Consider the following 21773-nt stretch of genomic DNA (forward strand, 5'->3'; position numbering starts at 1 on the left):
GTATTACGAAATGCGGTTCACCATTCGAGAAGCAGGGAGCTGCCGTGCCTCGCCATTTGAACAGCCGCGCAGCGGACGTAGAAGGCTTGGATCGTCTGAGAGAGCAGAACAGAGCATCTACTCTCATAACGTTTTCAAGGGGTAACATCAGAAACTGCGGCACATACAAATGCCTTTCGTTCCGGATTGATGAGCAAACTCGAGCATCAGGTAAGGCGGGCGTCAGCTGCCGGAGCGGTGTCATGCTGCGAGCGAACAGGTGCCCAAGGCAGCTTTGGGCCGTTCGCGACGCCAGCCCAGATTCCGGAAGTTAGGGCGTATTCCGTTGTCGCCCGGTTAGCCAAAGATTTGTCGTCGCCGATCTGCAAGATGTGGCAGCGATGGACCATGCGGTCGAGCAAGGCAGCAGTCATCTGGCATCGCCAATGCCCGAAGCTGAGGTTTGTGGTGATTGCGACGCTGGTGCGCTGCGGCCGTTTTGGAGCAGCGAAGCGATTTGCTTCGGAGCCATGCACGTAGTGCATACCGACTATGGTTAGGGTTTGCCGATTTAGGTCACAAGTATCCGGGGCGGCGATGTCGCTGCTCTAACGAAAGATGAGACCATGAGTATACATATATCCGTACCGTCACGAGCACAGTTCCGAACTCAGCCTGACGTCGACAAGTACATTGCGCAAGCCCATCAGCTTCGCGCCGCTTATATTGCCGCATCCATGAAGTCTGGTTTGGCATATTTGCGCGACGCGTTTTCGCCCAAGAGGCCCACCGTCAAGGCGACTCTGTGAATTGGTGTTTGGCATTGCAGAATCTGTCTTGCCGACCCGTCACACCTTAAAGACACTTACTCACACCATTCCAATTGAGGGTCTGCGCCGCGAATAAGCTCCGAGTGCTAAATTTCTGCAAAGGGCTGCTCAATAGCGGGTCATCGTGACCTTCAGAGACCCCGTAAGCTGCCATTCGTCTTTTGACGCCGTCCGCGTCTAGAACGCTTCCTCGGGGTGCCCGCACCGGCCGGCGGCTATGAGCCGCGAGCCTCCCAACACGGAAAATGCCGAAAGATGAGGCTTAATCGCCTCCTGTGGCGCTTATTCGCGACTGCAAAGCAGACTCGGCTCAAATTCGACGTAAACTCCCGGTTTGCACCGTTCCGACCCGCGAAAATCCGCCTATTCTCAAGTAGTTCAACAGATTGATGTGGCGGTGCAGCGAAGCTGGGCCTAAGGGATCACGGGTCATGGGGCTGTCATGCGAATGAGTCGTCTGCACAGGATGCCATCTGTCTGAGAAAGTTAATGGGTTCCAATGTCTGTAAAGCCACGGTCTTCTGAACAGGGCCTGTGCCGTCTTAACCGCCGCACTCTGATCTCTGCTCTTACCGGCTCTGTGGCCGTTGTCGCATTTGCGCGCAGCGCCCTGGCTCAGGATATTGCTGAGTCTGTATCAGAGGCGGAAATAGAACCCAATGCGCCCGACGCTCCGACACCTGAGCCTGCCGCTCCTCAGCCGTTCTCCTTTGAGTGGCTGGACGCACGCATGAGCGATGCCGCAAAGACTAAGTATCTGGCACCTGTTGACGCTCCCGAAGTGATCGCGGACCTCGATTACGACGACTATCGCAAAATTCAATTTGATCCGAAACGCGCCCGTTGGCAGGACGACGGAGTTCTGTTCCGTCTGCATGCCTTTCATCCCGGGTGGCTGTATAAACAAACCGTTGCAATCCACGAGGTTGTGGATGGGGTTCAAACCCCGATGGTTTTTTCCACTGACGATTTTCTCTATTACGAGGATCTTGCCCCTCGCGTGCCTCAGCATGTCGAACTGCCCGGCGTGGCTGGATTTCGCCTGAATACCCCGCTGAACCGGGCCGATATGTTCGATGAACTGATCGCCTTTGTCGGCGCTTCCTATTTCCGCGCTCTAAGCCGTGATAGCAGCTATGGCCTGTCGGCGCGCGGCCTTGCGATCAACACAGGTCTTGGCGGCGAAGAGGAGTTCCCGCGCTTTTCGGAATTCTGGTTAGAACGTCCGAACGCAGGTCAAGAAGACGTTGTGCTGTATGCCGCGCTTGATAGCCCGTCCTGCACTGGGGCCTACCGCTTTGTCATCCGCCCCGGCTCTGAGACGACCATCGACGTCACCGCGAAACTGCACTTCCGCCGTGATGTGGAGCAACTGGGCGTGGCGCCGCTGACCTCGATGTTCCTGTTCGACGAGAAAAACGGCAACGTCTTTGATGACTACCGCCCGCAGGTCCATGACAGCAACGCGTTGATGGTCATGCGCACGGACGGGGATGTGTTGTGGCGTCCGCTCAACAACCCGCCACGTCTGGCCAGCACCTATCTAAACGAACCCAATCTGAAATCCTTTGGCTTGATCCAGCGGGACCGAGACTTTGATGAATATCAAGACGCAGGCGCGCAGTATCAGGATCGTCCGTCTGTTTTGATCGAACCTCAGGGCGACTGGGGCGCCGGAGCGGTCCGTTTGGTCGAAATCCCCTCTGACCTCGAAGGCAATGATAACATTGTCAGCTTTTGGGTACCCACGGAAAACCCGCGTGCGGGGGAAAGCCGTGAATATGCCTATCGCATGCGTTGGGGCGCGCTTGGCACCGACCGTGACGGCGACCGCGCGTGGATCGTTAACACGTTGGCTGGCCAAGGCGGCACCTCAGGTGTGTCCGGGGTCAAGGACTCGTTGCGTAAATTCGTCATCGACTTTGATGGCGGCTTGATGGCCGATCTTCCGGATGACGCAAAGATGAAGCCTGTCGTCACCCTGTCGAATGGCAAGATTCAACACATCGCCTTGTCCAAAATCGCAAATTCTACGAAGTGGCGTCTTGTGATTGATGTGGACGGAGAAAATGAACGCATTGTGGAACTTGTCGCCCATGTCGCAGGTTTTGGTCGGAAGCTGACCGAAACCTGGATTTATCAATGGTTGCGCGAATGATGATTCATAGTCCCTCATCGTTTATGTCTGATGCGCTTGCGCAAGAAGCCCGCAAAGCGGCGATCTTGCGCGAAGCGGCCATGCCCGATGCGCCCTTGGCAATGCCAAGACAGGTGATCGAAGTCCCACGTGCCAAAGCGATGCACGCTGAAGTGAGCGGGCTGCGCCGCATGCTATCAGTGCTTGCCCAAGGCTTTGGCCTAACGGCGCGTGGCCGCTAACGGATGACCCGTAAAACGTCCTCTGGCCGCGTGCTTGGGGCGCGGGCTTTTGCATTGCTGACCAGCATTGGCCTTGGGGCTGGTGCCGCAGCGCTGTTTTTACAGTTTGGCGCCGCAGACGGCTATCAGATGGTGGACGGCGTGCGCGCGGCGTTGGTGCTTATCACTACCTTTTGGCTGGCATGGGGGGCAATGCAGTCGGTGGCGGGGTTGATCTCAGCACGTCGCCCCGCCGCTCCGCTCACAGCGCCCATCACCACCCGTACTGCCATTTTAATGCCGATCTACAACGAAGATCCCGGCGCGGTCTTTGCCCGCGTGGCGGCGATGGATGACGCCATAGCGCGGATCGGGCTAACGGACTATTTTGATTTTGCCATTCTCTCTGACACGCAGGACGACCGATTGGGCTCTGAGGAAGAACGCTGGTTTGTTCACCTGTGGAACGACCGCCACCAAGCCGCCCGCAAAGCAGAGGGCAAGGCCCCAAGGTTTTTCTACCGCCGCCGCCGTCGCAACACCGGGCGCAAAGCGGGCAATATTCAGGATTTCATTGAAACCTCAGGCGCGAATTATGACTTCGCCCTGATTTTGGATGCGGACAGCTTTATGGAGGGGGCCACCATGGCGGATATGGTGCGCCGAATGCAGGCTGATCCCAATCTGGGCCTGTTGCAAACCCTACCGCGCATCACAGGCGCGCGGTCGCGATTTGGCCGCGCAATGCAGTTCGCCGCTGGATTCTATTCACCGGTTTTTGCCCAAGGTCAGGCCGCAATGCAGGGCATCACGGGTCCATTTTGGGGCCATAACGCTTTGGTCCGGGTGCGCGCCTTTGCAGAGAGTTGTGCGCTGCCAGAACTCTCAGGACCGCCCCCCTTTGGCGGCCATATCCTCAGCCACGACTACGTCGAAGCCGCGCTTTTGTCGCGCGCAGGTTGGTCTGTCCGCGTTGATCCCGATCTCAGCGGCTCCTACGAGGAAGGCCCGGAAAACATGATCGATTTTGCCAAACGCGACCGGCGTTGGTGTCAGGGGAACCTGCAACATATCCGGGTGATTTCGGCGCCGGGCCTCAAGGCGTGGTCTAGGTTCGTGTTCTTTCAAGGCATCCTGAGCTATATCGCACCGCTGTTTTGGATGATGTTTCTGGCCTCCAGCCTCTACGCGGCAGCGACCGCGCCCGAGCCGGATTTTTTTCCCGAACCGTTCCAGCTGTTCCCGGTCTTTCCCTCCGATCAGACTTCAAAAGCTGTCAGCGTGGCTGTCGGTGTGTTCGGCCTTTTGGTGTTTCCCAAGGTACTCATCTTGTTGGATGCGGTATTACGGGGTCGGGTTTCGCAATTTGGCGGGACCGTGATGGCCCTGCGTGGCATGGTGCGCGAATTGGTGATGTCATCGATCAACGCGCCGATCATGCTGATGTGGCAAACACGGGCCGTGCTTCAGGTTTTGAGGGGGCATGACGGCGGCTGGCCCGCCCAAACCCGAGGCGATGGACGGCTCACTCTGCCTGAGTCCTTTGCCGCCGGATGGTGGATTCAACTTTGGGGTATCGCTGTGATTCTTCTCACTTACAGCTTTGCCGCCAATCTCATGCTTTGGGTTTTGCCGATTGGTGTGCCTCTGGTTTTGGCACCGCTGGTGATTTGGGTCACCTCTCAACCCTCAAAGCCGCCTGTCTTTCTCACCCCAGAAGAAATGGCCCTGCCACGGGTCATCGCGGACTTTCATCGGATCATGACCCAATGGACCCAAACCACAGCGGCACCCAACGCCGCTGCGGTGGGAATATCAGTTTAATATGTCCGGAACCTTGTCGCCAACCAGCCTCCCTGGCTCATCCCGCGATCCGCGCCTCGATTTCTTTCGCGGCTTGGCGCTGGTGATGATTTTCATAAACCATGTTCCCGGCAATCCGCTTGAGATATTCACCAACCGCAATTTTGGTTTTTCGGACGCTGCCGAAGGCTTTGTCATCATGTCTGGCATGGCGGCGGGTCTGGCGTATCCGATAGCTTTTACACGCTTGCCGCTCTGGCGGGCTGTGGCAAAATGCTGGGGGCGGGCGTGGACGCTTTATGAAGTGCATGTGATGATCTCCATGATCTGCCTGGCGATAATGCTGGGGGCGGCCTATTGGTTTGGTGCCGAAAAGATGTGGCAGATCAACAATGTCGGCCCATGGATGAAAGCCCCCGTTCAGGCGACCATCGGCATCGCGACCTTGGGCCATCAATTTGGCTATGTGAACATCCTGCCGATGTATGCGGTGCTTTTGCTGCTGACGCCTGTGATGATCCTCGTCGCGCAACGCCACACCTGGGCCATGCTTGCAGGCTCTTTCCTGCTGTGGGTTATCGCTGGCGAGATGCGGCTGAACATCCCCGCGTATCCCAACGACGGCGGCTGGTTCTTTAATCCATTCGCATGGCAATTCCTCTTTGCCATCGGCCTGGCCACCGGGATGCGACTGAAATCTGGTGAGCGGCTCTTGCCTGATGTCGCTTGGGCCAAATGGCTCTCCTTGGCGTTTTTGGTCTTTGTCTTGCTATGGATGAAAATCGACGTCGTCCAAAGCACCGGTCGCGCAGGCCTCGCGTTTTTACGGGACCACGGCTTCCCGTTTTACCTTACCAGCTTCGACAAAACGTTCCTTGCCGCGCCGCGTTTGCTGCACATTTTGGCTTTGGTATATTTCCTGTCTACCCAAGGCTGGATAATACGCCTGTCCGCCAGTCGCTGGGTCTGGCCCGTTGAATTGATGGGGCGATTTGGTCTGGCCTGTTTTGCGTTGGGAACCGTGTTGTCCATCCTTGGCCAGTCGATCAAAGCCGCATTGATCTATGATCCTTGGATCTTTGACTTGGGCTATGTCTTCCTAGGCCTCGCCCTCCAGATGGGATTTGCCCGAATAAAATGGCAATTGGCGCAAAAGCCGGTTTGATCCCGACCCTTGGGCAGGGCAGTCGCCCCCGAGCGATGACAACAATCGCCTCAAACAAGATTAAACCGCACTCATTTCCCGATGTGGTCCACTACCAGTTAACCGGTGTCGGTTTAGAAATTGCGCGACCTCTTCCTCTGTCGGGGGGATACCGGCGAAAAGTTCGACGTAGTGTTGAACGCGGGCAAGCCGGTCCGCTCTTGTTTCTTTGATCTGCATCGAAATGTATCCGATCTGGGTGTAAATGACCGTGAGCCCGCGCACATCGGCATGTTCCTTTGAACTGCCGTAGCGTGTAAATATGTCAGTCACAGCTTTTATACGCAGGTTGTCTGCCTCGCTTAGTTGTACTTGGAGGTCAGGATTGACGCGGGCCCAATTGCGAATAGCCAGATCAAGCGGCGCATCAAAAAGCATTGGATCAAGCCAACAGTCCATCAGATTAAAGAGAGCTTCGCAAAGCCCCGAGGCGTCCTGTCTGCACCGCGCGACAAGATTTCCGGTATTCTGGGTCTTCCACCGGTCAATCATTGCAGCATGCAACTCAGAAATATCTTTGAAATGCCAATAAAATCCAGTGCGCGTCAGGTTCAGCCGCTTTGCCAGCGACATAACTTTGACCGCGTCGATCCCCTCAGAAATCAACAACTCGTATGCGGCGTCAAGCCACAAGGCTTTTGAGGCGCGCGGACGGGGAAGAGATTCATTCATGTGACAACTATGGGATTCTTGACACATATGTCAATTTTGCGTCAAGCTCCTTTAGAACACATGTGTCTAGGCCGCTGCGCGACTCAGGCGATGCCAAGGAAACTCTGATCGTGAGATGCCTCAAATGACCAAAGACCCCCTGCTTCAACCCTATCAATTGAAACACCTGACGTTGAAAAACCGGATCATGACCACGAGCCATGAACCGGCCTATCCTGAAGACGGGATGCCCAAAGAGCGTTATAGTGCGTATCATGAGGAGCGCGCCAAGGCGGGTGTTGCGCTGACAATGACGGCAGGCTCGGCTGCGGTATCCAAGGACAGCCCGCCTGTTTTCAACAACATTCTCGCCTACAAAGACGAAGTGGTGCCGTGGATTCAAAACCTGACAGACGGGTGCCATGAACACGGCTGTGCCGTGATGATCCAACTAACCCATCTTGGGCGCCGGACGACTTGGAACAAGGGCGACTGGCTGCCATCAGTGTCCTCGTCCAAGCACCGCGAACCTGCACACCGTGCGTTCCCCAAGCTGATCGAAGATTGGGATATTGACCGGATCATCAATGACTTTGCGGACGCCGCAGAGCGGATGAAAGCGGGTGGCATGGACGGGATCGAATTGCAGGTTTACGGCCATCTGCTGGATCAATTCTGGTCACCTCTGACGAATGATCTGGTCGGGCCATATGGGGCCGATACGTTAGAGAACCGGATGCGCTTTCCGCTGGATGTGCTGGGCGCGATCCGCAAACGCGTCGGTGCCGGGTTCATTGTCGGGTTCCGCTACACGGCAGATGAAGCCCAAAAAGGGGGCATCACAGCCGAGGACGGATTGGAGATTTCCAAGAGGCTGGCAGCCACGGGTCAGCTTGATTTCCTGAACGTCATTCGAGGACGCATCCACACGGACCCTGCGATGACTGACGTGATCCCTGTGCAGGGAATGGCCAGCGCGCCTCATCTTGATTTCGCCGGGCAGGTCAAAAAGCTAACAGGTATGCCGACATTTCATGCTGCGAAAATCCCCGATGTTGCAACCGCCCGTCATGCCATCGAGGCTGGTTTGCTGGATATGGTCGGCATGACACGCGCGCACATGGCAGACCCTCATGTAGTCAAAAAGATCATGGAGGGTCGCGAAGACGACATCCGCCCCTGTGTTGGTGCCACCTATTGCCTTGATCGCATCTATGAAGCCGGGGATGCCCTGTGCATTCACAACGCCGCCACGGGCCGCGAACTGACGATGCCGCACACCATCCAGCCTGCCGAAGTGAAGCGCAAAATCGTTATCGTCGGTGCAGGCCCTGCCGGCTTGGAAGCAGCTCGCGTCGCTGCCGAACGCGGCCACGATGTTGTGGTGTTTGAGGCACAGCCAGACCCCGGCGGGCAGATCCGCCTGACAGCACAGAACCCGCGCAGGCGCGAAATGATTTCGATCATTGACTGGCGGATGTCCCAATGTGCCGCACGCGATGTGATGTTTCACTTTAATACGTGGGCTGAATCCGGGGATGTCACAACCCTGAACCCTGACGTGGTGATCGTCGCCACCGGCGGGATGCCAAACACTGAACTGTTCGAATCCGGTGGTGACGCGCCGCATGTGGTGACCTCATGGGACATCATTGCGGGCGATGTGAAGCCCGCACAGAATATCTTGATCTATGATGAAAGTGGCGATCACGCCGGGTTGCAAGCCGCGGAAGTCGCGGCAACTGCCGGATCAACAGTTGAAATCATGACCCCCGATCGCACGTTTGCACCCGGTGTGATGGCGATGAACTTGGTGCCTTACATGCGGGCGTTGCAAGACAAGGACGTGACATTCACGGTGACGCGCCGGTTGTTGGGCGTAGTGCGCGATGGCAACAAATTGGCGGCGACCATCGGGACAGATTACAGCGACCATTCCGACAGACGTGAGTATGATCAGGTCGTGATAAACTACGGCACCCTGCCTCTGGATGATCTGTATTTTGATCTCAAACCGCACAGCTCAAATGAAGGCGCCGTAGATCAAGACGCATTGATCGGCGGCACACCCCAAGCGATCAAACGGAATGATAATGGCAGCTTTCAACTCTTTCGGATCGGCGATGCCGTTTCTGCCCGAAACACACATGCTGCGATCTACGACGCGCTGCGTTTGGTGAAAGATTTGTGAAATCCTGACTGCAAAAGCGATGTAGCAACCCGGCTTTCGCAGATCAGCCCTGACCTACCTGCGGTCCCGAAGATCCTTGAGCGCAACGAGAAGCGCCAGAAAGACCACAACTGAAATCAGGGCGAACCCGACAACCATCGCCGTTGACCACGACGACACCGCAAGCGTGGAAAACGTCGCCGCCGTGATGATCGCGATACCGATAGCCGTTCCGATCCGCTGACCGGTCTGCATGATGGCGCCCGAACTGCCCGCATAATCCAAAGGCACATCCGCGAGCGTCAGCGTTTGGTTGGGGCTGATGACCGCCCCCTGAGCCAAGCCGACGAATGAAAGCGACGCCATTAGCCACCAGATGCTGAGCTGGCCCGCTTCGTGCATGATGACCACGACAATGCTTAGCCCGAGGCCGATCAGTGCCAGAAGAAGGCCGCCGATGACCAGCTTGCGGCCAAACCGCGCGACCCGGCTCCCGGCCCAATAGGCGGCATAGGCCGATAGCAAGGCGGCGGGAATTCCAAAGGCCCCGGATTGCAGCGCCGATTTCCCGTCTCCTTCCTGCACATAGAGCGCAACCAATACCCAGACACTGGTTACCCCCATGAAGTAAAGCGTCATGATCGTGATGCCGTTACTGTAGCTACGGGTCGAGAATATCTTGAGATCGACCATCGGGCTCAGGCCCAGACGAACATAGCGCCGCTCCCATCTGACCCAGAGCCAGACCAGTAAGAATCCGAGCGGCAACAGCAGCCAGACGACGGCGCCACCGCCTCCCTCGACAAAGGGGAACAGGATTGCAAGCACAGCCAACCCCAAGAGAAGAGCACCCACCGGATCAAGCGAGCGCAGGCCGCTGCCTGTTCGAGGAAGGCGTTCGATCAGGGGGCGTGGAAACCACATCAGCCCCAAAATGATGGCAGTGACGCCGATCGGAACATTCACGAGAAACGTCAACCGCCAGCCCAACTCAGGCCCGCCAAGCTCAATCAGAAAGCCGCCGAGGACCGGACCGATGGCAACCGAGAAGCCGACAGCAGTGCCAAAATACCCAAAGGCGCGGCCGCGCGCGTCACCTCGAAAATAGTGCTGGATCATCCCCAGACCCTGCGGGTTGAGCAGCCCTGAGCCGACCCCCTGCACGAAACGCGCGGTGTTGAGCCATTCTGCGTTAGGCGCCAGACCCGCCGCGACCGAGGCGACGGTAAAGATGCCCACGCCAACAAGGAACAGCCCACCACGGCCCATGATGTCTCCGGCCCGCCCGGCTGCCACCAGAACCACGCCAAAGGTCAGCGCATAGCCCGACAGCACCCATTGCAGATCGGATTCCGACGCGCCAAGACCCTGCCTGATCGAAGGCAAGGCCACATTCACGATGCTGACACCGATCAGCGTCATGAAAATCGTGACCAGCAGCACGAAAAGGATACGCCACCTAACCGGATCCGCCGTCGGGTCGGATACTGACCCTGCGGGTGTGTTCGCATCTGTTTGTGACGAAACCATAACTTGTGACTTTCAGTGGGCGAGATTTATGAGCCCGTCTAGCCTAGGCGCTGACCGAGTTCAATTTGCCAAGCCAAGGGATCAAGCCGCGAGCATTGGGGCCGCAGGGGCATTGTCTGGGTCTGATACCGAAGAGTGCATAATCGTGTGCGTGTGCGCGCTGTTCTTCGTCGGAAAAATCGGCCCAATTCTCGAACTGTTCGGTACCGGGGCTGGCTTCCAATCAGCCTGATGGGCCAGATGCTCTCTTGGTTCAGCTGCCTTTGGAACCCAAAACACCGCCGACGGACAATCGACAGATCGCCAGCCTCCAAGACCGCATCGACGCCCTAAATGGCCGCACCGCGCGCGGCATAACTGCGGCTAAGGCAGTGCGCAAAATTCGTCCGGGAAAGGCGCGACTTTGCCATCACCAGATTTTGTGCAACGAGGTCGTGACATCACGCCAGCGTTCTGCCAAAACAATAATATTGTAGGAAAATTTGAACGTGGGGAGGGCATTCATGTTACTTAGCATGTATGAGCAAGAGCGGCTTATGGTCTACACGGCCGGCAAGCTTGCGTTGGAACGCAAGGAGCGGGGCCTGAAGCTCAATCTTCCAGAAGCGACCGCGCTGCTGACCTCTTACCTTCTTGAAGGCGCCCGGGACGGGGAGACGGTGACCGACCTCATGGAATCGGGGCGCAATGTCCTTGGCCGGGACGATGTCATGGAGGGCGTTCCCGAAATGATAGCCCAGATTCAGGTCGAGGCGACCTTTCCTGATGGAACCAAGCTCGTGACAGTGATGGAGCCGATACGATGACCAGGAAACTCAATCCCTTCGCCCAGCTTGTGTCTGACAACAAGGATGCCGCGAGAGCCAAACACGTGTCTGATGATCCGGGCCGCGAGTATGACCAAACCAGTTCCGACGCGCCGGAACAGACCAAATCATCCGGCGTCAGCGCCCCCAGCACACCGCGCCGCCCCGGTGGCGGCACGCGCCAGGCACCGCGGCGTCAATCCGAGGTTGCCCTCGATGAGGCGCGCGATCCGCTTGTGCCCGGCGAAATCCTTTATGGTGAGGGCGATATCGTGATCAACGAGGGGCTGGAGGTCACGACTATTCGTGTGACTAACACGTCGGATCGTCCGATCCAGATTGGCTCACATTTCCATTTCGCCGAGGTGAACGCGGCGCTCGATTTTGACCGGGATGCCGCGTGGGGCAAGCGCCTTGCGGTGCTCTCGGGCGGGGCAGAGCGGTTTGAGCCCGGCGCAGTTGCAGAGGTGAATCTAGTCCCCATCATGGGGCGGCGCATTGTCCGTGGATTGCGTGGACTTTGCGGAGGGGAGCTTGATAATGCAAAAGATTGATCGTCGCGAATACGTTGCGTCATACGGTCCAACGACGGGCGACCGCATTCGCCTTGCCGATACATGTCTGACTATCGAAGTTGAGGAAGACCGATCAGCCGGTGGCGACGAGTCCGTCTTTGGCGGTGGCAAGTCGATCCGCGAGTCGATGGGGCAGTCCTCTGCGACCCGCGCGGAGGGGACGCCCGATCTGGTCATCACCGGTGCGGTGATTTTGGACCATTGGGGGATCATCAAGGCCGATATCGGCATCCGCGACGGGCGCATCGTCGGGATCGGCAAGTCCGGCAATCCCGACACGATGGACGGGATTGATCCTGCGCTGGTCATCGGCCCCTCGACCGAGATTATGGCGGGCAACGGGCTGATCGCCACGGCGGGCGCAGTCGACACGCACGTGCATTTCGTCGGTCCGCAGATGCTGCAAGTCGCGCTGGCCGCTGGCGTGACCACGGTCACCGGCGGCGGCACCGGCCCCACGGAGGGGTCGAAAGCGACGCTTGCCACGCCCGGCGCATGGTGGATGGAGCGTATGCTGGAAGGCTTCGATCCCTGGCCGGTCAATGTGCTGTTTTTGGGGCGTGGCAACACGATGTCAAAAGAAGCGATGTGGGAACAACTGCGCGGTGGCGTCGGCGGTTTCAAGGTGCATGAGGACTGGGGCGCAACACCCGCAGTGATCGACGCCTGCCTTTCGGTGGCTGAGGAATCCGGCGTGCAGGTGGCGATCCATTCGGACACCCTGAACGAGGCCGGATTTGTCGAGGATCTGCTCAAGGCCGTCGATGGCCGCACATTCCACGCCTTTCACACTGAGGGCGCGGGCGGCGGGCACGCCCCCGACATCATCAGAATAGCTGGTGAGCGTAACGTGCTGCCCGCCTCGACCAACCCGACGCGGCCCTTCACCCGCAACACGGTGGCCGAGCATCTGGATATGGTGATGGTGGCGCACCACCTGAATCCGCAGGTCCCAAACGATCTGGCCTTTGCCGAAAGCCGTGTTCGCGCGGGGACCATCGCCGCCGAAGATATCCTTCAGGATTTGGGGGCGATTTCGATCATGTCGTCGGATGCGCAGGCGATGGGACGGATCGGCGAGACGGTGATGCGAACATGGCAGACTGCGCATCAGATGAAAAAGCTGCGCGGCTCGGCTCCGGGTGACGATCGCGCCGACAACCACCGTGCGCGGCGTTATGTGGCGAAATACACGATCTGTCCTGCTGTTGCGCACGGGATGGAACGCGAGATCGGGTCCATCGAGGTCGGCAAGAAAGCCGATATCGTGATGTGGCAACCGGCCCTGTTCGGTGTCCGACCGCATACGGTTTTCACGGGCGGCATGGTGGCGACTGCGGCGTTGGGCGATCCAAATGCCTCGATCCCGACGCCGCAGCCGGTGATGGAGCGGACCGGCTTCAACGTCCATTCCCCGGCGGCGGGGGCGACCAGCGTCGCCTTTGTCTCACAGGCTGCGATTGATGACGGGTTGGCGGATCGGATCAATACAAACCGCCGCTTCGTCGCGATCGAAAGCACGCGCGGACGAGGCAAAGAGGACATGCCGGAAAACACCGCATTGCCAAAGATTGAGGTTGATCCGGACACCTATTCAGTGCGGATTGATGGCGAACTTGCCGACCACGAGCCTGCGGATGATGTCCCGATGGCGCAAAGATACTTCCTGTTCTGAATGGAACATCTTGGATCGGGAGGGCAGGCGGCGCTTTTGCTGCTTGCGGACGGACGCCTGCCAGCAGGTGGTTATGCCCATTCGGGCGGCTTGGAACCGGCTGTTACCGCAGGCCGCGTCACAAATATGGCCGATCTGGAAAGTTTTCTGATCGGGCGCGCCGAGACTGCCGGACTGATCGCCGCCGCGTTTGCAGCGGCAGCTTGCGCGCGCGCGCAACGCGGCGACTTGTCCGAGTTGCCCGAGTTGGAGGCGGAGCTTGATGCACGCATCCCATCGCCGGAGCTGCGCAAGGTCTCGCGTGATCTGGGGCGGCAGCTGCGCCGCGCAATGAGCAGCATACATCCGCACTCGTATTTCGCCGAACTCGGGGTCGCGCCGCATCAGCCTGTTGTGATGGGCGTATCGGCGGCGGTTCTCGGCCTCGGTCCACGCGACGCGGCGGTGGCCATTCTGCACGAAACCAATGCCGGAGCTGCGGCCGCCGCCGCCAAGATCATGCGCGTCGACCCTTTTCAGGTCCATGCCATACTGGCCCGCGCCACAGATCGGCTGGATCGGCTGGCTGGTAGGGCGGCGGAGGTGGCAAACGACCTGCCGGCTGATTTGCCTGCCCCCGGATCGCCCCTTGCCGACATCGCAGCAGAGCATCACAGGAGAACCGATGTCCGACTCTTCGCTTCTTAAAATGCCGACGAGGTCGACAGGTGCAATGTTCGCGCGCGCAGCCCTTTCGAGTGGGCTCGCCGCCAATGGTCGCGACAGCCGCGTGGAAACCTTGCGTTCTGACGGTCCGCTCGTGTTGCGCAAGAGCAATCCGAAAGGCCCCGAACCGCTGACCCAAAGGCGCCACGGCGTCGCGCGAGTAGCTTTGGCCGCGGGGACCGCCGGGCCGCTGGGCGGCGACAGCTATGCCCTTGATGTGCATGTCGGGGCAGGCAGCACCCTTGTCCTGTTGGAGGTTTCGGCAATGCTGGTCCTGCCCGGTGCCGGGGGTGACAGGTCGCATATGTCGATTGATGTAACCGTCGAAGAAGGCGCGACATTCGTCTGGTGGGCCGAGCCGATCATTGCGGCGCGGCGCTGTAACCATCGCCACGATGTGCGGATAGCACTTGCCGAGGGCGCACGAATGATCCTGCGTGAAGAGATGATCCTGGGCCGCCACGGTGAAACACCCGGCGACTTCACCAGTCGCTTGCGCATTACCCGCGCAGGTGCGGCACTTTATGATCAACAGCTAAGTTTTGGGCCGTCCGCGGATGGCTGGAACGGCGCCGCAGTTCTGGGCCATGGCCGCGCGGTCGGATCGATTATCGCGGTAGAGCCGGACTGGGAGGAGGCGCCCCCGCCAGCTCTGCCATACCATCAAGACGCAGTGCTGACGCCCTTGGCCGGACCCGGTGTCGCCATCGGTGCGGTGGCGTCTGATAGCCTCGAGTTGCGCCGACTGCTGACGCAAGGATTGAATGAACTCGGCCCGCCATGGGCGATCTGATATGAAGGATAACGAGAAATGACCGACGAAAAGAAGACAGAAGAAACCCGCGCCTTGCGGCTCGGTATCGCTGGCCCTGTTGGCACGGGCAAAAGCTCGGTGATTGCCGCGATTTGCCGACATCTGCGCGATGAGTTCGCCATCGGCGTCATCACGAACGATATCTACACGGACGAGGACGCGCGTTTTCTGAAATCCGAAGGCGTGCTGCCCGAAGAGCGCATTCGCGCCGTCGAGACGGGCGCGTGTCCGCACACGGCGATCCGCGACGACGTGACGATGAACCTGATGGCCGTCGAGGACATGGAGCGCGACTTCGCGCCGCTTGACATCGTGCTGGTGGAAAGCGGCGGCGACAATCTGACCGCGACCTTCTCGCCGGCGCTGGTTGATGCGCAGCTCTTTGTGCTGGACGTGGCCGGAGGTGGCGATGTGGCGCGCAAGGGCGGGCCTGGCATCAGCGGTGCCGATCTCTTGGTGATCAACAAGATCGACTTGGGCGAGCACGTGGATGTGGATGTGGTTCAAATGGTCGCCGATGCCGAAAAAGCCCGCAATGGTGGCCCCGTTCTGCCGTTGTCGCGCAAGCGCCCCGAAACGGTGGAAAAGCTGTGTGATTGGGTGCGGGCGATGCACAAGACCTATGCCGCTGGCGGGCACATTCCGATTGATCCCGGCCCGATGGCACCGCATCACCATGCGCACGACGAGGGCGGTCACGATCACGCTCATGATCACGGGCATGCGCATAGGCACGACTAAGGATAACGGCACACGGATGGGCATTGCGATACCGTTGATCGCAATGCCTATGGTGGTGACGATTATCGCCCACTTCGCGATCGGGTGGGACGTGTGTTCCTAAGTTGTGCTGCCCGGCAATTGTCCTCTGCCGGCTGAAGGTATCTTCAGCACTGACCTCGCGATCACCGCTTTGACGCTAAGCGCGTGTGTCTGACGTCAGCGCTTATGGGCCAGTTTAGAGCAATTTGGTAAGAGAGGATTTCTAGCAGGGCAAAATGGGCGTCTCGCAAAGCGGAAATTCGCGACCTCCGCAGCGAGCGCAGGCTGGAAGCTCTCATTCTTGAGCGACTGCTACGCAGCTACTGCCTGCTTCCAGGACCCTAAACAAAAAAATTGGCAAAACCAAGTGAGGTTCTGCCAACGTTTTGCGGCCAGCTACTGTTGGGGAACTGAATGCCTTTTGAGATGCGGAATAAATGACTGTTTCCGGGGTCTTGCAAAGCTCTGCTTATACCCCGGCTCAGTCATTTTTTCCAAAGCGAGAAGCCCATGATCGGACATCAAGTCTCCCTAACCATTCGAACAGCGCTTCGTCATTCTGACGGAGGGGTATCCTGCGACTGGCACTCCTGAATGCTTCCTTCCTCCATCTCATTTTCCAGTGTCGCGGTGTTGCTCTTGGTCCACCACACATGCGCGCCCGAAGCATATTTCGCGCCCGAAGCTGACACCACGTTTACGAAAATCCGGTCCTCCCCGTCGATCGGAAAGATCGCCAGCGCGTTTGCGCCCGCGTTCACATATTGGACAGAGAATGGCTCTCCATCACCGCAGGTATAGGTTGCCGACTCGACGCTATCCATTGTGCCGCTCTTGAGGGGAATGGACAGATTGGCTTCTGCGGCTGCTGCCCCCGCAGTTGCAAATAGGGCGAGCGCCAAAAGACTGATACGCATTATATGATCTCCTGATTTGGAATGCTGTGTAACCTGCTCTCGCAGGTCTCTTGTACATAACGAGGTGCTAAGGGAAGTGTTCCCCATCTGGGGCAGACTTTCCGCGATTTAGCCTCGCAGACTTGCTGGATCAAGATGCCTCCGACGTCGACGTTCGGCCATCCTACGCTGGAACACAATCTGGACTGGATGGAAGTTGATCCCGCTGTCCGGTGGGCGTCGGCGTATCGTCGGTCAAATCCTCATCCCCAGAGCCTGCTGAGCGATCATCCTCATGTGTTGAGGATTGTTCGCAATGCGCTGATTTCATCTTCGACTATACCATGACCCGCGCCGGGATAAATCTGCGTAGTCACAATTGCGCCCAGATCGTTGAATACTTTTTCGGACGTTTTAACGCGGGCAAGCGGGATATGGGGATCGCGTTCGTGACATCCCAGAAGAACGGGCGTGCCATCCAATCTGCCATCATAGTCGAACTTCTTGTCGATCTGGTTGTAAAGCGCCGCTTGAGGTTGACCGCCGCCGTCCTCTGTCCCGACCAGACCGCCTGAAAGGCCCGCCACGCAGGCGAAGGGTGTCCCGGCGCGCGCAGCATATTCAAGCGCTAGGCACGCGCCTTGGCTGAATCCGAGAACGACTGTTCGCTCCGGCCCAAACCCCTCTTCGGCCAACTCGTCCGAGATTTTGCCGATCACGCCCAAGGCTGACGACAGTCCCGGCTCATTGCTGGCAAGGGGGGCCAAGAAACTGTCGGGCCACCATGAATTTCCTGCCGCCTCGGGGGCGCGAACGGCGATATCCGGCAGCCCTAGGTGGTCCCCCAGACGCACCATATCCTCCGGCGCGCCGCCGCGTCCGTGCAAGATGATCATGGCCAACCGCGCGCGTGTTAATGGGGCGCCTCCCGACAGGACACGCCCTTGGCCGTGTGGATCATTGCTCATCTCATAGACCTTTGTGGAATGGTGATGGGCGGCAGGACACGTTCGATCTGATCCCGCATACGCTCGTGTTGCGCAGGCAGCTTCAGTTCCTGCCCCAGCGTTTCCATCGGCTCGTCTATGGCAAAGCCGGGCGGATCGGTCGCGATCTCGAAAAGCACGCCGCCGGGTTCGCGAAAGTAGATGGCGTTGAAATACTGCCGGTCGATCTGCGGTGTCACGTCAAAGCCTTGCCCGCGCAAGGTCTCGATCCACCCCTTCTGCACATCGTCATTTTCCGCGCGGAACGCGACGTGGTGGATTGATCCCGCGCCTTGCCGCCCGATGGATGGCGCATCCGATGTGAGCAGATCAATTGCCGAGCCGCGCCCCTTACCATCTGCCAGAAAGCGATAGCGTTCCCCCCCACCATCCGATGCCTCATCCGCACTGCTGTAGCCAAACACATCGGTCAGCAGGCGGGCGGTGCGGTCCGGATTGGCCAGCCAGAGGGTGACGGAATGAAACCCGCCGTCGGCTGGCGAATCCTCCGCGACAGCAATGTCTGCGGTGCCGCGATCCGTCTCGATCAGCTCGACCCGCAAGCCGTCGGGATCACTTAGGGCGATCATCTGCTCCCCGAACCGCTCAAACGGGCCGTCGAAATCAACCGCAGCCTCCGCAAGTGCCATCATCCATGCGTTCAACCCACCCTTGGGCACGGCATAAGCGACCGCGCTGGCCATACCGGGACCGGCGCGACCCGGTCCCGCATCCACAAACGGAAAGAAGGTCAGGATGGTGCCAGGCTGGGCTTGGCTGTTGCCATAGTAGAGGTGATAGGTGTCGGGCGCGTCGAAATTGACGGTCTTTTTGACTAGCCTTTGCAGCAGGGTGCCGACGTAGAAATCAACGTTTCCCTGCGGCGGGCCCGAGATCGCGGTGACATGGTGAAGGCCGGAGATCGTTTGGGTCACGAAAACATCCTTTCTTGTGAGAGTGATCTATCGGTTGGGTCAGGGATAGGCCACGCCGCCGGTGGCGCGGCGCGGTTTGCCGATATCTTCGGGCAGGGGGATGAAATCCGCCTCATCTCCGGGCACGGTGTCGAACCGGCCCTTGGCCCATTCCTCTTTCGCGGCCTCGATGCGTTCGGGGCGCGAGGATACGAAGTTCCACCAGATATAGCGTGGTCCCTCCATCGGCGCGCCGCCAAATAGCATGAAGCGTGCGGTCGAATTGGCACGCACAGTGATTGCATCGCCGGGGCGCAAAACCAGAAGCTGGCCCTTTTCAAAGCGATCTCCTGCAATTTCAATCTCGCCCGAAATTGTATAAAGTGCGCGTTCCTCATAGGTGGCGTCGATCGGCATACTGCAACCTGCCTGCAATTCGACATCGCCATAAAGGGTTTCCGAGGCTGTCTTGAGCGCGGATTTCTTGCCGAACGCTTCCCCGGCGATGATGCGCGCCTTGATCCCGTCGCTATCGAACATTGGCAGATCGTCAGATCCGTAGTGAATGAACTCAGGCGAGGATTCTTCCTGCGCTTCCGGCAGTGCCATCCATGTTTGCAAGCCAAAGAGCCGCTGGCCGTTTTTCTTTTTGTCCTCAGAGGTGCGCTCGGAATGCACGATGCCTTGGCCGGCCTTCATCCAATTAACCGCACCCGGACGGATGGTTTGCTCGGTTCCCAGTGAATCCCGGTGCAGGATTTCGCCCTCGAACAGATAGGTCAGCGTGGCGAGGTTGATATGCGGGTGCGGACGCACGTCGATGCCCTGATCCGTCAAAAACTCGGCCGGTCCCATCTGGTCGAAAAAGATGAACGGCCCGACCATCTGACGCTTGGTCGAGGGCAGGGCGCGCCGGACCTCCATTTCGCCCAGATCGACAGCACGCGGCACGATCAGGGTTTCAATGGCGTTTACGCCGTCTACGTCGCCGAGGATTGGATCAGGGCATGGGGAATAGCTCATATTGGACACTCCTTATCTTATTTTTTAGTTGCGGCTAATATAGCCCTTCATTCTCGATTGGTAAGTCGTTACCTTTTGGTAAGCGACTTACCAATTCCGCCCATCACGTATGGAGATGGCATTGAAACGTGAAACAACCACCGAAATATGCCCCGCAGATCCGATCCTGCGGGTGATCGCGGGACGCTGGAAGACGCATATCGTCTACCTGTTGGGGCAGAACGGTCCTGCACGGTTCAACGTCATCCAGCGCCGCCTAGTTCCCATTTCCCCCAAGGTGTTGACGAGCCGGTTACGCGAGCTGGCAGACGATGGCCTGATCTGGCGCGAGCAAGAGGCGACGATACCTCCGAAAGTTACATACGGACTGACGGATTTGGGCCGTGAAGTTCACGAAGTTCTCAAATCGTTTGACGCCGTAGGACGTAAATTGGGGTCTGTCCCGACGACCGACCTGCCTTAGTCAATCCCGGTAAATGGCGCGGGCGACGCGCGGTTTTCCCAGTTCAATCTTCAGCGCAGAACGGCGCCATCCTCCGGTCTTGCCACCGCTCGGTAAAAGCGCAGGCTTTCGATGTGATGAAAACACCGAGATAAATACCGATCAAACTGACGAGTTCTCCGGCTCCACATGCTCCGGTTCCGTGCGTGGATCGAGAGCCATTGCGATCGGCGTCACGTCAGGCAGTGGCACGTATTTTTCCCGCTGCCCCGCAGGCACACAAGGCTGCCGCGAGACTTGGACAAGAACGAACACGGCATAGAGTATCGCAACAGTGGATTCGAACAGGAAGAAGCTGGATGGCCCATAAATCGCCATGAGGGCCGCAGCTAGCAGTGGACCGATCGTCGCACCGATGGAATAGACCATCAGCAAACGTCCCGCCGCCGCGATATAGTATCGGCGCTCCAGACGGTCGAAGGTCTGGGCAACGCAGAGCGGATAAACGCTGCTCATTGCCCCACCGAACGCCAGCGCCACGATCAACAAGGCAACAAGCGGCAATCCGGATGCAACGAAGCCTGCCAACGTCCCCCATGCAGTGCCGACCGCAATCAGAGCGCCCGACATGACGATGCGCCGGTCATAGCGATCCGCCAGCACGCCCATGGGGATTTGGGCGGCCAGACCGCCAAGCACCACGACGCTCATGAACATCGCGGATTCGGACACGCTCAGCCCGATCCTGCGCGCAAAAACGACACCCAAAGCGTAAAAGGAGCCAACCATCAAACCCGCTACAGCCGCACCGACCACGCCAACCTTCGACGCCGCGTAAAGATCCCTGACGTTCAACACGCGGCTGTCGCTGAGATTGGGTTCGCCCAAGCTGGTCATTGCGACGGGGATCAGCGAAAGCCCGATCAGCGATGCAGCCAGCATGAAGAGATCGGGTGCTTCGACGTCGGCGAGGTTGATCAGGGTCTGACCCGCCGCGATTGCAAGAAAATGGGTCAACATGTAAAAACTGAGGACCCGCCCGCGCGTCTTGTTACTGCTTCGGGTGTTCAGCCAGCTTTCGATTGTGGCAGTCAAACCGGCGATGCAGAATCCGTTGACAATTCGCAGTATCAGCCATGCAGCCGGATGGAAGAAGGCGGCATAGGCCAGCGTGGTTGCAGCCGTCAGCGCCGCGAAAACAGCGAAGGCACGGATATGTCCAATCCGAAAGATCACGTGTTTGCCACGCAGACCACCGAGCGCCAAGCCAAGGTAGTAGGCGGCCATGATGGCCCCGGTCAGGGCCACCGGATATCCCGCCGCCTCCATGCGAAGCGGCAGGACAACGCCAAGCAGGCTGTTTCCGATCATGAAGGCTGCGGTGCCGCCCAATAGGGTTTTAACCGAGACGAGTATCTCGCGTATGTTCAGCGCCGTTGCCATTGCTCTGATGTTTGTCCTTGAAGGGGCGGCCCGCGCCACGATCCAGCGACCCTGCCTTCAAATTCAGATTTTGTCGATGCGCAACCCGAGTAATATGCGCAGCGTTACGTCAAATCTTTGCCAAAGCGTTGATCCCGAAGCGTGTCTGACCGTGAGCGGCAGCTTGCGATTGCACGTTGGGATTAATGGAAAGGAAGCTACCGCAAC

At 58.5% G+C, this 21773-nt stretch carries 21 protein-coding genes; 13 read left to right on the forward strand and 8 right to left on the reverse strand.

What is annotated here, in order from left to right:
- Nucleotides 1–206: 206 nt before the first annotated feature.
- Nucleotides 207–524 (reverse strand): ATP-binding protein, encoded by a 318-nt coding sequence (locus U3654_RS20455; protein ID WP_416384555.1) that lies wholly within the window; start codon nucleotides 522–524, stop codon nucleotides 207–209.
- 81 nt (nucleotides 525–605) lie between these two features.
- Between U3654_RS20455 and U3654_RS20460 the strand changes: the two genes are divergently transcribed.
- From U3654_RS20460 to U3654_RS04565, 5 genes are all read left to right on the forward strand, one after another.
- The gene (locus tag U3654_RS20460; protein ID WP_416384556.1) at nucleotides 606–788 is read left to right on the forward strand and encodes an RSP_7527 family protein; all 183 of its coding nucleotides are present in this window, start codon (nucleotides 606–608) and stop codon (nucleotides 786–788) included.
- Between the two features lie 520 nt (nucleotides 789–1308).
- Nucleotides 1309–2967, forward strand: coding sequence for a glucan biosynthesis protein G (locus U3654_RS04550; RefSeq protein ID WP_324754171.1), 1659 nt, complete (start codon nucleotides 1309–1311; stop codon nucleotides 2965–2967).
- A complete protein-coding gene (locus tag U3654_RS04555; protein WP_324754172.1) occupies nucleotides 2964–3188 on the forward strand; it encodes a hypothetical protein in 225 nt (74 codons plus the stop codon). The genes U3654_RS04550 and U3654_RS04555 overlap by 4 nt, the downstream gene beginning before the upstream one ends.
- 3 nt (nucleotides 3189–3191) lie before the next feature.
- Nucleotides 3192–4991 (forward strand): glucans biosynthesis glucosyltransferase MdoH, encoded by a 1800-nt coding sequence (gene mdoH, locus U3654_RS04560; RefSeq protein WP_324754173.1) that lies wholly within the window; start codon nucleotides 3192–3194, stop codon nucleotides 4989–4991.
- Between the two features lies 1 nt (nucleotide 4992).
- Nucleotides 4993–6135 carry an OpgC family protein gene (locus tag U3654_RS04565; protein ID WP_416384557.1) on the forward strand — a complete coding sequence of 381 codons (1143 nt, stop codon included), beginning with the start codon at nucleotides 4993–4995 and terminating at the stop codon, nucleotides 6133–6135.
- Between the two features lie 60 nt (nucleotides 6136–6195).
- Here U3654_RS04565 and U3654_RS04570 read toward each other — a convergent pair whose 3' ends face one another.
- Nucleotides 6196–6846, reverse strand: coding sequence for a TetR/AcrR family transcriptional regulator (locus U3654_RS04570; RefSeq protein WP_324754175.1), 651 nt, complete (start codon nucleotides 6844–6846; stop codon nucleotides 6196–6198).
- Nucleotides 6847–6970: 124 nt separating this feature from the next.
- Between U3654_RS04570 and U3654_RS04575 the strand changes: the two genes are divergently transcribed.
- The gene (locus U3654_RS04575) at nucleotides 6971–9016 is read left to right on the forward strand and encodes an NADH:flavin oxidoreductase (protein ID WP_324754176.1); all 2046 of its coding nucleotides are present in this window, start codon (nucleotides 6971–6973) and stop codon (nucleotides 9014–9016) included.
- A 54-nt stretch (nucleotides 9017–9070) separates the two neighbouring features.
- Here U3654_RS04575 and U3654_RS04580 read toward each other — a convergent pair whose 3' ends face one another.
- Nucleotides 9071–10525, reverse strand: a complete 1455-nt coding sequence (locus U3654_RS04580; protein WP_324754177.1) for an MFS transporter — start codon at nucleotides 10523–10525, stop codon at nucleotides 9071–9073.
- A gap of 503 nt (nucleotides 10526–11028) precedes the next feature.
- On the opposite strand from U3654_RS04580, the gene U3654_RS04585 reads away from it, so the two are divergent.
- The 6 genes from U3654_RS04585 to ureG all read left to right on the forward strand — a co-directional run bounded on the left by U3654_RS04585 (nucleotide 11029) and on the right by ureG (nucleotide 15841).
- Entirely contained in the window at nucleotides 11029–11331 is a 303-nt protein-coding gene (locus U3654_RS04585; protein ID WP_324754178.1) for an urease subunit gamma, read from the forward strand.
- 236 nt (nucleotides 11332–11567) lie between these two features.
- Nucleotides 11568–11885, forward strand: coding sequence for an urease subunit beta (locus U3654_RS04590; protein WP_324755219.1), 318 nt, complete (start codon nucleotides 11568–11570; stop codon nucleotides 11883–11885).
- On the forward strand, nucleotides 11869–13581 hold the full coding sequence (locus U3654_RS04595) for an urease subunit alpha (protein WP_324755220.1): 1713 nt from the start codon (nucleotides 11869–11871) through the stop codon (nucleotides 13579–13581). The genes U3654_RS04590 and U3654_RS04595 overlap by 17 nt, the downstream gene beginning before the upstream one ends.
- Nucleotides 13582–14268, forward strand: coding sequence for an urease accessory protein UreF (locus U3654_RS04600; protein ID WP_324754179.1), 687 nt, complete (start codon nucleotides 13582–13584; stop codon nucleotides 14266–14268).
- Nucleotides 14246–15079 carry an urease accessory protein UreD gene (locus U3654_RS04605; protein ID WP_324754180.1) on the forward strand — a complete coding sequence of 278 codons (834 nt, stop codon included), beginning with the start codon at nucleotides 14246–14248 and terminating at the stop codon, nucleotides 15077–15079. Before U3654_RS04600 ends, U3654_RS04605 begins: the two co-directional genes overlap by 23 nt.
- An 18-nt stretch (nucleotides 15080–15097) precedes the next feature.
- Complete coding sequence (gene ureG, locus U3654_RS04610; RefSeq protein WP_324754181.1) at nucleotides 15098–15841, forward strand: urease accessory protein UreG; 744 nt, start codon at nucleotides 15098–15100, stop codon at nucleotides 15839–15841.
- Nucleotides 15842–16416: 575 nt separating this feature from the next.
- Here the strand turns inward: ureG and U3654_RS04615 are convergent.
- The 4 genes from U3654_RS04615 to U3654_RS04630 all read right to left on the reverse strand — a co-directional run bounded on the left by U3654_RS04615 (nucleotide 16417) and on the right by U3654_RS04630 (nucleotide 19681).
- Nucleotides 16417–16779 carry an MliC family protein gene (locus U3654_RS04615; protein WP_324754182.1) on the reverse strand — a complete coding sequence of 121 codons (363 nt, stop codon included), beginning with the start codon at nucleotides 16777–16779 and terminating at the stop codon, nucleotides 16417–16419.
- 272 nt (nucleotides 16780–17051) lie between these two features.
- Nucleotides 17052–17726, reverse strand: a complete 675-nt coding sequence (locus U3654_RS04620) for an alpha/beta hydrolase (protein WP_324754183.1) — start codon at nucleotides 17724–17726, stop codon at nucleotides 17052–17054.
- A complete protein-coding gene (locus tag U3654_RS04625) occupies nucleotides 17723–18679 on the reverse strand; it encodes a ring-cleaving dioxygenase (protein ID WP_324754184.1) in 957 nt (318 codons plus the stop codon). Before U3654_RS04625 ends, U3654_RS04620 begins: the two co-directional genes overlap by 4 nt.
- Nucleotides 18680–18718: 39 nt before the next feature.
- Nucleotides 18719–19681, reverse strand: coding sequence for a pirin family protein (locus U3654_RS04630; protein WP_324754185.1), 963 nt, complete (start codon nucleotides 19679–19681; stop codon nucleotides 18719–18721).
- Nucleotides 19682–19802: 121 nt separating this feature from the next.
- Here U3654_RS04630 and U3654_RS04635 point away from each other — a divergent pair, with 121 nt between their 5' ends.
- The gene (locus tag U3654_RS04635) at nucleotides 19803–20144 is read left to right on the forward strand and encodes a helix-turn-helix domain-containing protein (protein WP_324754186.1); all 342 of its coding nucleotides are present in this window, start codon (nucleotides 19803–19805) and stop codon (nucleotides 20142–20144) included.
- 141 nt (nucleotides 20145–20285) lie between these two features.
- On the opposite strand, the gene U3654_RS04640 is transcribed toward U3654_RS04635, so the two are convergent.
- Nucleotides 20286–21566, reverse strand: a complete 1281-nt coding sequence (locus tag U3654_RS04640; RefSeq protein WP_324754187.1) for an MFS transporter — start codon at nucleotides 21564–21566, stop codon at nucleotides 20286–20288.
- Nucleotides 21567–21773: the final 207 nt, after the last annotated feature.

It is taken from the genome of Roseovarius sp. Pro17 (genome assembly GCF_035599575.1).
Taxonomy (GTDB): domain Bacteria; phylum Pseudomonadota; class Alphaproteobacteria; order Rhodobacterales; family Rhodobacteraceae; genus Roseovarius.